The sequence below is a fragment of the Clostridium sp. LIBA-8553 genome, from assembly GCF_057782465.1.
Window position 1 is genome coordinate 2009485 of sequence record NZ_CM173489.1, and the last position, 12862, is coordinate 2022346.

General features: G+C 29.1%; 11 protein-coding genes. 3 read left to right on the forward strand and 8 right to left on the reverse strand.

Translation table 11 applies throughout. From position 1 onward, the window contains the following. Window positions 1–53: 53 nt before the first annotated feature. A complete protein-coding gene (locus tag AC2JAQ_RS08875; RefSeq protein ID WP_488456118.1) occupies window positions 54–617 on the forward strand; it encodes a class IV adenylate cyclase in 564 nt (187 codons plus the stop codon). Window positions 618–696: 79 nt separating this feature from the next. On the opposite strand, the gene AC2JAQ_RS08880 is transcribed toward AC2JAQ_RS08875, so the two are convergent. The 3 genes from AC2JAQ_RS08880 to AC2JAQ_RS08890 all read right to left on the reverse strand — a co-directional run bounded on the left by AC2JAQ_RS08880 (window position 697) and on the right by AC2JAQ_RS08890 (window position 3816). Further along, on the reverse strand, window positions 697–1293 hold the full coding sequence (locus tag AC2JAQ_RS08880) for a hypothetical protein (RefSeq protein WP_488456119.1): 597 nt from the start codon (window positions 1291–1293) through the stop codon (window positions 697–699). Between the two features lie 146 nt (window positions 1294–1439). Further along, window positions 1440–3284 carry an SH3 domain-containing protein gene (locus AC2JAQ_RS08885; protein WP_488456120.1) on the reverse strand — a complete coding sequence of 615 codons (1845 nt, stop codon included), beginning with the start codon at window positions 3282–3284 and terminating at the stop codon, window positions 1440–1442. Between the two features lie 163 nt (window positions 3285–3447). Further along, window positions 3448–3816 (reverse strand): DUF2164 family protein, encoded by a 369-nt coding sequence (locus tag AC2JAQ_RS08890; protein ID WP_488456121.1) that lies wholly within the window; start codon window positions 3814–3816, stop codon window positions 3448–3450. A 206-nt stretch (window positions 3817–4022) separates the two neighbouring features. On the opposite strand from AC2JAQ_RS08890, the gene AC2JAQ_RS08895 reads away from it, so the two are divergent. Continuing rightward, the gene (locus tag AC2JAQ_RS08895; protein WP_488456122.1) at window positions 4023–4430 is read left to right on the forward strand and encodes a hypothetical protein; all 408 of its coding nucleotides are present in this window, start codon (window positions 4023–4025) and stop codon (window positions 4428–4430) included. Between the two features lie 34 nt (window positions 4431–4464). On the opposite strand, the gene ybaK is transcribed toward AC2JAQ_RS08895, so the two are convergent. The 4 genes from ybaK to AC2JAQ_RS08915 all read right to left on the reverse strand — a co-directional run bounded on the left by ybaK (window position 4465) and on the right by AC2JAQ_RS08915 (window position 11150). Beyond that, the gene (ybaK, locus tag AC2JAQ_RS08900) at window positions 4465–4950 is read right to left on the reverse strand and encodes a Cys-tRNA(Pro) deacylase (RefSeq protein WP_488456123.1); all 486 of its coding nucleotides are present in this window, start codon (window positions 4948–4950) and stop codon (window positions 4465–4467) included. A 60-nt stretch (window positions 4951–5010) separates the two neighbouring features. Further along, a complete protein-coding gene (locus tag AC2JAQ_RS08905) occupies window positions 5011–5571 on the reverse strand; it encodes an AAA family ATPase (RefSeq protein WP_488456124.1) in 561 nt (186 codons plus the stop codon). An 89-nt stretch (window positions 5572–5660) separates the two neighbouring features. Then, a complete protein-coding gene (locus tag AC2JAQ_RS08910; protein ID WP_488456125.1) occupies window positions 5661–6605 on the reverse strand; it encodes a ribonuclease Z in 945 nt (314 codons plus the stop codon). A gap of 117 nt (window positions 6606–6722) precedes the next feature. Further along, window positions 6723–11150 carry a discoidin domain-containing protein gene (locus AC2JAQ_RS08915; protein ID WP_488456126.1) on the reverse strand — a complete coding sequence of 1476 codons (4428 nt, stop codon included), beginning with the start codon at window positions 11148–11150 and terminating at the stop codon, window positions 6723–6725. A 221-nt stretch (window positions 11151–11371) separates the two neighbouring features. On the opposite strand from AC2JAQ_RS08915, the gene AC2JAQ_RS08920 reads away from it, so the two are divergent. Then, window positions 11372–12025 (forward strand): GntR family transcriptional regulator, encoded by a 654-nt coding sequence (locus AC2JAQ_RS08920; RefSeq protein WP_488456127.1) that lies wholly within the window; start codon window positions 11372–11374, stop codon window positions 12023–12025. A 31-nt stretch (window positions 12026–12056) separates the two neighbouring features. Here AC2JAQ_RS08920 and AC2JAQ_RS08925 read toward each other — a convergent pair whose 3' ends face one another. Beyond that, on the reverse strand, window positions 12057–12809 hold the full coding sequence (locus AC2JAQ_RS08925) for a hypothetical protein (RefSeq protein ID WP_488456128.1): 753 nt from the start codon (window positions 12807–12809) through the stop codon (window positions 12057–12059). Between the last annotated feature and the right edge of the window lie 53 nt (window positions 12810–12862).

Here is a 12862-nt window from a genome sequence, read left to right on the forward strand (position 1 = left end):
CATTAATAATTTGTTTATAATAATATTATAAGAACTTTGGAGGTAACTTAATTATGAAAGAACTTGAAACACGTGTTATAGACATAAATGTTGAAAAACTAAGAGATACATTAAATAAACTTGGTGCTAAAAACGTTAAACGTGAAAATCAAACAAATGATATTTTTGATTTTCCAGATAGAAAATTATTAGATAAAAAAGGGTATGCAAGAATAAGAACTGTTGAAGATCTTATAAATAACAAAACAGTGTATTTTATGACAACAAAAAAAATGCTTAGTCAAGATAAATTTAAAGTAATGGAAGAAAATGAAACAATCATAGCTGACGGTGCTGTAGGTAAAAATATTTTTAAATCTTTAGGATTAGAATTATTTGAAACAATAAAAAAATATAGAGAAAGCTATGAATATAAAAATTCTTTAATTGAAATAGATATTAATGATCCATCATTTTGTCCATTTCCATATATAGAAATAGAAACATCATCTGAAGAAAAGCTTAATGAAATACTAATAGATTTAGGTTATACAATGGAAGATACAACATCTAAAACTATTTATGAAATTTTAAAAGATAAAGGCATTTCTGCAGATTCTAATAAAAAAGGATTATAGAATTTAAATATGTTATATAGTTTTCTATATAGCATATTTTTTTATAAAATATAATATAAGAATCTTTTACTTTATGATTCTAAATAAAATGTTTTATCCTTTTATTTATAAATTTTAAAAATCCACTTCCCTTTCTTGGCAAGGCAAAACTATTATGATGATATGTTTTACAGTTTATTATGTCTTCACAAAACATTTCTAATTCTATTAATAATTGCTCATACTCTAAACTATTATCTTCTAACCCACTTCTCCAAAGATTTAAATTAGCCAATACACCTATCCCTTTTTGCCATATAATGAATCTCTTCTTACATATTTTCATACAATTTTCTAAAAGCAATTCTAAATCCTCTGTACCTTTTAAAACTTCTAAATCTCCATTTAGAATTACTGAAAAATAAATATTTTTATTAATATCCTTATTTTCATTACTAATAAAATCCAAAAATCTTTCTGATAAATCATTAAACTTATCTTTTCTTAAAGATGAAATAAAAATAATATTATCATAAACCTTTAAATTATCATTTATATTTTTAAGATAATATTCACTTAATAAAACTTTTGAACATTTTACTCTTCCACCTAAATTATCTTCTATATAATTTGCTATACAATAGGAATTACTCTCACTTCCTTCATAACTTCCTATAATAAGTAGAACCTCTCTCACAAGCCCACCTCCCACTATTTTACAATTAAATTATAATATATTTTACATATTTTGTATATCAATTTCTTTAAAAACAAAAACAAGTTATACTTAGTTAAATTTCAACTAAGCATAACTTGCTTTATAATCTTTTTATTATGTTAATTTTATAATACTCTTCTTGCTCTTCCTATTTTGCTCCATGGAACTGGTGCAATAGATACGAATTTACCCTTATTTGGTGCTTCTATCCACTGTCCATTTCCTATATACATACCTACATGCCCTAAATTACTAAAGAATAATAAATCTCCTGGCTGAGCATTGCTTGGAGAAACTTCATAACCACTGTTTATTTGATCCCATGTTGTTCTTCCTATACTAACACCGGCTTGTCTAAAGCTCCATTGCATTAATCCTGAGCAATCAAAAGCTCTATAATTTCCATTTAAATAACTTGATGGTATATCATAGAACCCTCTAGCTGCTTGATCTGGGAAAGATTTTCTTAAGCTATTTAAAAGACTTTGTGTTAAAACTTCTCCTGATCCTCCCCATATATAAGGTGAACCAATTTGTGCTTTCATAACACTTAACACTTTTTCATACTTACTTTGATTAACTTGTCCACCGTTTGAACCTTCATTTGAACCTTCGTTTGAAGATACTATTTTAACATACTCTTCATTTAAATATCCTATTTTCCCGTTGTAATCTACTTTAAACCATCCTGAAGATGTTTTACCCTTTAAGGTAAATCTTTCATTAGGTAATAAATATGCTAAAACAGAACTACTAGTATTAGGCTGACTTCTAAGTCTTAAATTAGTTGTTACATTTACAACCTTTCCAGTTTTTCCATTATAAGATTCATCTAAACCGTTATTTGAGCTTCCACCTTGATTACTGCCAGAGTTTCCACTTACTACCTGAACATAATCTCCATGGACATATCCTGTTGTTCCTTGTGCTTCAATATGATACCAAGACCCTTTTTGTCCTTTTATTTTAAAAGTTTGTCCTGAGCTTAATGAGCCAACAACTGAGCTGCTTGTACTTGCATCCTGTCTTACTCTTAAAGAGCTACTTACATTTACAACTTTACCTGTTTTTCCTGCTAATGATGTATCTAATCCTGATCCATTTTCTGATGATCCACCACTTCCTGAGTTACTTCCACCTACTTGTACATAATCTCCATGGATATAGCCTGTAACTCCATTTGCACTTATATAATACCAATCTCCACTTTTACCTTTTATCTCAAAAGTTTGTCCACCATTTAAGCTTCCTATAACTGAACTACTTGTGCTTGGTGATTGTCTTACTCTTAAAGAGCTACTTACATTTACAACCTTACCAGTTTTTCCTGCTAATGATGTATCTAATCCTGATCCATTTTCAGATGATCCACCATTTCCTGAACCACCTTCACCTACTTGTACATAATCTCCGTGAATATATCCTGTAACCCCATTTGCACTTATATAATACCAAGAGCCTTGTTTTCCTTTTATCTGGAATGTTTGTCCACTACTTAAGCTACCTATAACTGAACTACTTGTACTTGGTGATTGTCTTACTCTTAAAGAGCTACTTACATTTACAACCTTACCAGTTTTCCCCGCTAATGATGTATCTAAATTTGAATTACTACTTCCCCCACTATTATTAGAACTGCCATTTAATTCTTTTACATAATCTCCATGTATATATCCAACTTTACCATTGGCATTTATTTTATACCATGCCCCTTCTTTTCCATCTATATTAAAAACTTCGCCATTAGTTAAATATGCAACAACATCACTGCTTGTATTAGGACTTTTTCTAACTCTTAAATTTGTACTTACATTTATAACTTGTCCTTTTTTCACCGCTTTTGTTTGATTATTCTCTTCTAATTGATTCGAATTCTTATGTTCAGTTGCATAAGCATTTTCACTATGCGCCGAAACAATACATACCGTTGATATAGCAAAAATTAAAGCTGCTATCTTATTCCTATTCATACAAAATCCTCCCTAGTAGTTATATTACCCCCTACTTAAAATTATCTTCCAACTTATATAATATATTCTTTAAGAAAATTTATCAATAAAATAGTTACAAAAAAATATCAAAAACAACAAAAAGAAGTTGTCTACATTAAATTTTGACAACTTCTATGTTCTATCACCTTTCAATACTCAATAAATCATCTGACTTATCTACAATATATTTGTAAGAATCTATAACTCCTTGAATATAAAATTGAGCACCTAAATTTTCTACAAAGAATTTTATAAGCTTTTCTACTTCTTCATTCTCTAAATTTTCGTTTTTTTCAAGTTCAAAATATTTTAAAAGTTCGTTTTTTAGAAAATCTTTTTTTTCCTTTGAAATATCAAAATTATTGTTTATTGTAACACTACCTTTTTTATTATTATTTATAATAATATCACTTATAAAAAAGCTAGTATAACAATGCCCTTGCTTATCATAATAATCCTCTTTATTTCCATAGTATCCTTCTTCAATTTTATTTAAATCATTTGTATTCATATAAACTCACGCCTTTAACAATAGTTTCGGAATATATTCCATTTATTCCACTTATTACATTTTATTCACTATAACATATTAAAGTTACTTAATATAAGATATTAATCTATAAGTTTTTTCTTATACATATAAATAATTTTTCTAAATCCTTTTAAATTTATGACTATATAAATTAATTTTGTAAATAATAAATTTGAGGTGATTTTATGTACAAAGGAATTGGTGTAAACATGGATAAAGAATATAGAGCTTTAAGAAAAAGAACTAAACGTTTTGTTCCACCATCTTACTATAAAGATAGTTGTCCATCTAATAATTATGATTACTGTAACTGTAATGAGTATAGTGACAATATTAATGATTACTCATTTTTTGATGCTATGGAAGATATGAAAGATTATGTTCAATCAAATGATAATAATTGTAAAGTAAAATCTTGTCTATTAGACAAAGAAGTTGAGATAAACAAAAAAATGGTTATTGTTTCATGCATTGGTGCCGCTGCAGGTATAATAGGTATGACTTGCGCAATAAAGAAAATGAATTCAAAGCCACAAAAAAGATTTTTAACAGCTGCTCCAACCTTAATAAAATTTGCTAAAAATATGCTTTAAAACAAAAAGCCACATAAAATTATGTGGCTTTTTATTATTTTATTAAAAATTCAAATTTTCCTTTTACTACATTCAATAAATCATTTGGATTAATCTTTATTTGGTGCCCTATCTTTCCTGCACTTACTATCATAAAATCTAAGCCTTTAGCACTCTCATGTATAAATGTTCTGTAATCACGTTTTAAACCGATAGGTGAACATCCACCACGAATGTAGCCGGTATATTTTAATATATCCTTAACTGCTATCATTTCAACTTTCTTTTCTCCAGCTATTTTAGCAGCTGATTTTAAATCTAATTCTTCTGCAACTGGTATAACAAAAACATAAAGCTCTTTACTTGTCCCTTGAGCTACTAATGTTTTAAATACATTTTTCTCATCTACTCCAATTTTATGAGCTACTGAAATTCCATCTATCTTACCATCATTGCTTTCATAACTTAACATATCATAAGATACTTTTTTTGAGTCTAATATTCTCATAGCATTTGTCTTAAGTATTTTTTCCTTAGCCATCTTTACACCTCTAATAATATTATTACCTATCTATTTTATCACATATAAACTTACATTTTCTTACAACCCATTTTGAACCACAAAAGATGTAACCTCTTTTACTAGCTCCTGAAAAGATCCGCTATTATCAACATTAAAATCACATAACTCAATTATCTTACTTGTATTTTTCTCAAGATTATCTTCAGAATTCTGTTCATAACCATCTCTATTTTTCAGTCTTTCTTTTCTAACATTCTCATCACATTTTACTCCTAATGTCTTAAAACCACTCTTTTTCCAAAACTCATAATCTTCATAGGTTCTTCCACCAGTTACTATTATAAGTTGTTCATTATCTATCTCAAGTATGGAATTCTTTTTAAACTTATCTAAAATTCTTCCTAAAACGTAATAACTTAAAAAATTCTCATCTATTTCCTTTAGTTTCATGGCAGTATCTACATAAAATTCTCTTTTTTTATTATTCCACTTATCAGTAGCTAAAAATATACAAGACATATGTCTAACTAAGTCTCCTATATTAAAGAAACTAACACTTTTCTCCGAATATTCATTTATAAGTCTAGCTACCGTATCTTTTCCAGAACCCTTTTCTCCAAAAACTATTAACCCCTTCATACCATCAATTCCTTTCTTAGTTATAAAACTATACATTAATTATAACATTTTTTGGAATTTTTAAACATTATATTTTATAACAAACTTATTTATTCTTTAAAATTTAAAGTTCTCTCTTCTCCATCTTTTCCCGTATAAGAGTTTTCAAAAACTTCTCTTGCATTATGTATAAATTCATCTGGCTTATTCATAGCTGGACTAAAATGAGTTAATAATAGCTCATTTACCTCTCCATTTCTAGCTAAGTTAGCAGCCTCTTTAAAAGTCATATGTTTATTTTTTATGGCCTTATGTATATCCTCTTCGCTTCCATAAGTTCCTTCACATATAAATAAATCACTATCTCTTATGAAATGAGGAATTGTTTCTATAGCTCTTGTATCCGTAGTATAACTTACCTTAAGTCCCTTACGACTTTCTCCAAGAACCATATCTCTAGAATATTTAACTCCTTCAAATTCTACCTCATCATTTTTTTGCAATTTAGACCATAGCATCTTAGGAACATCATTTTTCATGGCTTTCTTCACATCAAACTTTCTTTCTCTTTTTATATAAAAAGAATAACCAAAACAAGGTGCTGAGTGATCTAAATCTAATGTATTTATTATGATATCTGAATGTTCTCCTTCATCTACTAATTCGATATTTTCTTTATTTACTCTAAACTCTCCTCTTTTTAATCCCTCTATAATTCTAAGCTCATATGGTAAGTATGTTAAAACAACACTAAAGCCTTTTATAACATTACTTATTCCCTCAGGTCCAATTATATAAATAGGTTCTTCTCTTCCGCTATTTCCAATTGTAGAAAGCAATCCTGGCAAGCCATTAACATGATCTCCATGAACATGACTTATACAAATTATATCTATACTCTTAAACCCAGTTCCAACTACTCTCATGGCTACCTGAGTGCCTTCTCCACAATCTAAAAGAATTTTTCTTCCTTTATAATTCATAATTATTGATGATAAAAATCTATTTGGCATTGGCATACCTCCACCAGTACCAAGTAAAGTTAAATTTAACATATAAAAATCTCCTTATAATATTCTTACTTTTTATTATATATTACCTTTTTATTTCTATATAAATTCAAAAAAGACTAGAATTTAATAATTCTAGTCTTTTTCTTATTTTCATATTAATTATCTTGCAGTTCTTAAAGTTATTGACTCCTTACTAGAAATCTCTCCATTTGAATACTTAGCTGCTATTTTAAAGTTGTAAATTGTGTGTCTATTTAATCCTTTAAATTTATAAGTTATCTCGTCAGCACCAATTTCTCCAACTTTTTTACCATCTTTATAAAGAATGTATCCTTCTAAACCTTCAATTGTTTCTGGAGCCTCCCAAGTTACAGTTACATCTTTCTTATTAACCTCTGAAGCAACAAAATTTCTTACTGGATTAACTATTATATCTACATTTCCCTTGCTTACAGCTACTTCTCCACTTGTTAATCCTAACTCATGAACTTTACCAGTTTCTCCATCTCCTAAGTTTGCTGAAATTATTTCTAAAGTTTCTCTTTCTGATTCAGCTTTAGGAGTAAGAGTAGCTTTTATTAAATTAGTAGCACTTTCTATTGGGTTTCCTAAGCTAGCAGCTACTATTTTAACTACACCTGGTTCTATTTCTTTATGATTAACAAATACTCCATCTATTCCATTTGTAACTTCTACTAAATCAAATACTTCTTGATTATATTTTAAAGTAAATTCAGCTGCATAAGCTGATAAATCTTCTTTTATTTCATTAGCACCTAAGAAAATATCAAAATTCTCATTTACTTTAACACTTTCAGGTACTGTTAAGAAGCTTTGTCCAACATTTTCTTCTGGAACTTCTAAAACTTGATGAACATTTAACTCAGCTGCAGATGCAAATCCACCATGACCAGCTTTAGCTACTAATCTTACATGAGTTGCATTGACAGCATCAAAATTTAATACTTTCGTGCTATTATCTGCTGTCCAATTTCCCTCTGCTACCTTAGTGAAATTCTCTCCATCTGTACTTACTTGTAATTCATACTCACTTATACTTCCATTTAAACCATTTTGTCTAGGCATATATGTGAATTTATTTATATCATAACTTCCACCTAAATCTAAAGTAATGTATTGAGGTAATTTATCTACTGGACTCCATTTTGTATGCCATATAGTACTTTCATCTCCATCAATAGCAAACTGAGCAATACCCTCTGTTCCTATATTAGGATGCTCACTACTAGCACTTGCAGTCATTTGATCTTGTGGTATAACTGTAGGATCTATAATTTTATGCGCACCATCCTTAACAGTTATTTCATCTATACTACCCTTAAATGAATTAGTTGAACTTCCAATCTTATCTAGAGGTAATATAAATGTTCCTACTTTACCACCATTACTCTTATTTATAGTTTCTATAAATTCTCCATTTACATAAAGACTTGTTTTATTTAATTCCCCAATGAAAGTTAACTCAACCCATTCATCCTCAGGTAATTTGTAATTGAATGAATAGTCATATCCTTCTCTTGAGAAACCAACATTACCAGTTTCCTTTTGACAAGCTTTTAATACTCCTGTATTAGATTCTGATAATATTTGTTCACTATAATCTCCATTAGCATCTTTTTTAACCCACATAGAAATTGTGTAATCTAAACCTTTGTTATCAACTGGAGTATCAATATAGCTTTCTCCTCCATTTAATTTAATTCCTTTTCCTTCTTTACCTTCTACAGATTCTACATTTGTTCCTGTAGCATTATATTCATTTCCAGAATTATCTTTAATATTTTCTGTAGCCTCTTCTTCGAAATCGTAATCAATTACAGTTTCAGTTTTAGATTCCACATTATAAGTTAAGTTAGAATCTGGAACATCACTTACTTTGTCTACTCTTTCTTTAAACTCTTCAAAGCTAGTTTCACTATCAGGTGCTGCCCACATTTTTTCTGATAAAACTTGAGCTGCTTGGAATGATCTATCATAAATGTCTCTTTCAGAGATTCCATTTGCTTTTTCATCTATCATATCATTCCATACAGCAAACATTCCGCCTTTTAATTGAGGATGACCTGCTGGAAGTTTATAATCTGAAGCAAATCTTCTTGGCTCCCAATCATTATATAAGAATCTTGTATTAAGATAGTTATTATAATAACCAGCTTCTGGAACTATATAAAGATCTGCATCTTGTGTATTTAAAATATCATATCCTTGATTTATCATATTTCTAGCATCAGCATATCCTCTATACCAGATATTCATAAGAGCTCCGTCACTAGTTACAGGCGTCTCTCCTGGGAAAACATCTAAACTTCCCCATAATCTTGGATTTCTTCCATATTCATCTCTAACCTTTTTAAGATATCTATCTGTAAATGCTCTAAATTCCTCTTTTTTCTCAGGAGCTCCCTTATACTCATCTGTTCCAATATGGAAATCTTGATCTCCAAAGACTGGATCTTCTCCTCCTAAATATTCATCAAATAATCCATCTACAAAATCATAAACCTCTGGATTACCTACATCTAAATAAGTGGCATCTCCTCCTGTACCTAAAGCTAAGGATGGGTTATAACGAGTAAATGCTAGTGAGTGTGCAGGAACGTCTATTTCTGGAATAATTTCTACTCCATGATCACCAGATTTTTCTATAAACTCTCTAAATTCCTCCTTAGTATAACTACCATCTGTTGCTGTTAAACCTGGATATGTGTCAGATTCTAATCTAAAAGCAGCATAAGCAGTTTCCCAATTTTCATTATTAGTCCAAATATAGTTATCACTTAAATGAACTTGGAAGTTATTTAATTTATACCAAGACATAGCTTCCATAAATTGCTCTAAATAATCCATTGTAAAGAATTTTCTTCCAACATCAAGCATAAATCCCCTATTTTCATATCTTGGAAAGTCCCTAACTATTCCTTTTTGAATAGTTTCACCATTTTGCTTTAATATTTGAAGTATTGATCTAGTTGAGTAGAAAGCTCCTGTATTATGAGTAGCTTCAACCTTTAAGTACTCATCTACATACATGTAATATCCTTCTTCTCCTATACTCTCATCTTCACAGTTTAAAGTAAAATAAAAATCCCCTTCTGCAGGTGAATTTGAATAAACTATTTCAATAGGCTTATTAACTATTTCCTCATAATCAGACTTGAATTCACTTGCAGTTTTACTTAACTCATTTTCATAAGCAGGATCAATAACTATTCTTGAAGAATCTGTTATAGTAAAGTTCCCATCTTTTCCAACCCATTCTCTTAAACTTGGAACTACTTCTGGCTTAGTATTACTTCCTAAGGATTCAGAATACTTACCTGGTACATTTATTTCTATACCAGTAGTCTCCCTTTTTTCATTTCCCTTTTTAATTTCAAAGTCTACAATTACAGTAGTATCCACTAAAGGTTCATTTATAGTCATATCATCATTTATGATTTGATTATAATCGGCTCCAATAAATGATATCTCAAAGCCTTCTGGCACCTCTGGCATTTGAAGTTTAGAATCCCCCTTATTTATAGTAGGAACCTCTATAGAACTTACAACCTCATCAATATTTCCTGATGAAGGAATCTCTCCATTATATATCTCAACTTCATATAATGATACTGAACTCCATACATCTGGATTATTTTCTTCACAGTAAACTCTTACATATCTTGCATTTTCCTTTTCATTTAACTCTATAACCTCAGTACCACCCTGTCCAGCTTCATTTCTATGAACCGTTTTCCACTCTTGATTGTCATTAGAAGTTTGAATTTCATAAACCTTTGCATTGGCAGCTTCCCAGAATAATCTAACCTTATCAAAAGTACTTTCTTTTTCTAAGTCAATAGTTATCCATTGTTTAGCTCCATTAGAAAATCCTCCACTTGACCATCTAGAACTTCTTGAAGATGTATCTCCATCTACAACTTTATCTGGAGTAAGCGCATTAGTTTCTGATGCTGATGCCGTAGCAGTTTTATTTAAAGCAATATTAACTCCTGTTTCTGTTTCAGGTGGAGCTACATTTTCTTCATTATCATAAACTTCAACTTCATATATTGATACATTTCCCCATTCATGAGCTGTATCTTCACAGCTAACTCTTAAATAATTAGCAGTTATATCTTCTCCAAGATTTATGGACTCTTGATCTCCTTTTCCCTCACTAGTTGTATAAACTTCTTCCCAAGTTTGTGCATCATTAGAAACCTCTAATTTATAATTTCTTGAATATGCTCCATCCCAAAGTATATCAACTTGATCAAAAGTAGTTGCTTCTTCAAAATCAATATATATCCATTGTGGTACATTTCTTGAACTAGCCCATCTAGAATTACCGGGCTTTGCATTTGGATCACTTGGCTTATCCTTAATACCATCTGTTATGAGTTCTGCTCCCCACTTATCATTAACTTCTCTTGAAGAAGCTACAGTCTTTTTATTTAGAGCTAAATTAACCTTATCTGATTTATTTAACTCAGAAGCAAAAACAGGTAATCCATTAACAGAGACTATACTAGCTGCTATTCCACAGGCTATTAATCTTTTCATTCTTTCCCTATTCTTTAACAAAATTCCACCCCCAAATTTTTATAATAATTCTAAGTACATATTTATTCAGTACATTAAATATATATGCATACATTTTTAAAAATATGTTAAATTAGGGAATTTGATACTTTCATTTCTTGCTTTTTTGCTAAAAATACTCTTTATAATTTACAAACCTACTATCTAAGTGATAAAATCAATTTAGTTTAATATATTAATATACTATGGAGCGTGATGTTATAATGGCTAAACGTACAAAAACGCCAAACTACATAAAGATAGCTATTGATATAGCTAATAGAGTTTTAAATAATGATTTTAAAGAAGGAAGTAAAATTACAGGTCGTACAACCCTAGTTAGCATATATAAAGTTTCACCTGAAACTATAAGACGCTCAGTAGCCTTACTTAAGGATATGAACGTAGTATCTGTTAATGAAAAAAGTGGAATAATAATTAATAGTAAGGAAAATGCAAAAGATTTTTTAAGTAAGTTTAAAGCTCAATCTGACTTTACAACACTTAGCAATGATACTTATAAAATATTAAAAGCTAAAAACGAATTGGACAAACAACTTGAAAAAAATATAGAAAATATGATTGAATTCGCTACCCAACTTAGAAATGTAGGAACTGTTATCCCTTTTGAAAGTATAGTTGAAAGTGAAAGTTTTGCAGTTGGTAAGAGTATTGGAGACTTAAATTTCTGGCAAAATACTAAAGCAACAATAATAGGTGTAAAAAGAAATGGTGAATTATTTTTATCACCTGGTCCATACTTTAAAATAATGGCTAATGATATAATAATGTATGTTGGTGAAGATGAGGTTTTAGAAAATGTAAAGAATTATATATCTAAAATCAGTACTTTTTCAAATGAAAAAATAGTACAGTAGTAACTTAAATGTTACACTGTACTATTTTATTTTATAAATAATTGCATTCTTTTTCTCTTAATGATCTTTTATCAAAAGGATTTGTAATTAATGCTTTTAAGAATAATTGAGGATAATTTGCTTTTAATTGTTTCATATATTGAACCCATTCAAAGACTAAGTATTTATAAGCAACATTTATATCCTTTTCTAAATGTTGAATTTCATAAACTTCTAATTCATGAGAACATCTACTGCTTAATTCTTCTCTTAAATGAAGTATGGACATAAGCATATCTGAAAACTCTTCATGCTCTATTAACATTGGATTAGTTATTAAATTAATAACTAAATCTTTTTGAGCGTTTAATTTCTTTTCTAAAGCTATTAGGTCTATCTTTTTAATATCTACTTTATACTCATATTCATTAACCACTTTCTCTAAATTCTTAAAATCATTCTTATTCCATTCCTTAGTGACTATAGCTTCCTTTGCAATAAGTTCTGTATTATTATCTGTATGTACAAAGGTATTTAAAATATCAATTCCTAATTCACTGAAGAAAACACCTATAAGCATACTTAGCTTGTCCTTTAAATGCTCTTTTTCTCTCTTTTCAAGTAATTTATCAATTACTAAAGTAGTAAAGAATACTTCCATAGGTATAAAAGCTATATCAGCAAAAAGAAATATTAATGTATGATGTAAATCTTGAAAGATAAGATAATGCACATAATGTAAAAATAGGGATAATCCTATTAAGCCAATTCCAATTATTAAAAACTCTTTCTTTTGTTTGCTCATTCTAGTCCTCCTTATTAGTCTTAAGTAAATTCTTAATTAATAATACTTGGAAT

Bases quoted from the DNA above. Each gene is read 5' to 3' on its own strand.
- AC2JAQ_RS08875 (WP_488456118.1), top strand. From the start codon at position 54: ATGAAAGAACTTGAAACACGTGTTATAGACATAAATGTTGAAAAACTA.
- AC2JAQ_RS08885 (WP_488456120.1), bottom strand. From the start codon at position 3,284: ATGAATAGGAATAAGATAGCAGCTTTAATTTTTGCTATATCAACGGTA.
- AC2JAQ_RS08890 (WP_488456121.1), bottom strand. From the start codon at position 3,816: ATGAATACAAATGATTTAAATAAAATTGAAGAAGGATACTATGGAAAT.
- AC2JAQ_RS08895 (WP_488456122.1), top strand. From the start codon at position 4,023: ATGTACAAAGGAATTGGTGTAAACATGGATAAAGAATATAGAGCTTTA.
- ybaK (WP_488456123.1), bottom strand. From the start codon at position 4,950: ATGGCTAAGGAAAAAATACTTAAGACAAATGCTATGAGAATATTAGAC.
- AC2JAQ_RS08905 (WP_488456124.1), bottom strand. From the start codon at position 5,571: ATGAAGGGGTTAATAGTTTTTGGAGAAAAGGGTTCTGGAAAAGATACG.
- AC2JAQ_RS08910 (WP_488456125.1), bottom strand. From the start codon at position 6,605: ATGTTAAATTTAACTTTACTTGGTACTGGTGGAGGTATGCCAATGCCA.
- AC2JAQ_RS08920 (WP_488456127.1), top strand. From the start codon at position 11,372: ATGGCTAAACGTACAAAAACGCCAAACTACATAAAGATAGCTATTGAT.
- AC2JAQ_RS08925 (WP_488456128.1), bottom strand. From the start codon at position 12,809: ATGAGCAAACAAAAGAAAGAGTTTTTAATAATTGGAATTGGCTTAATA.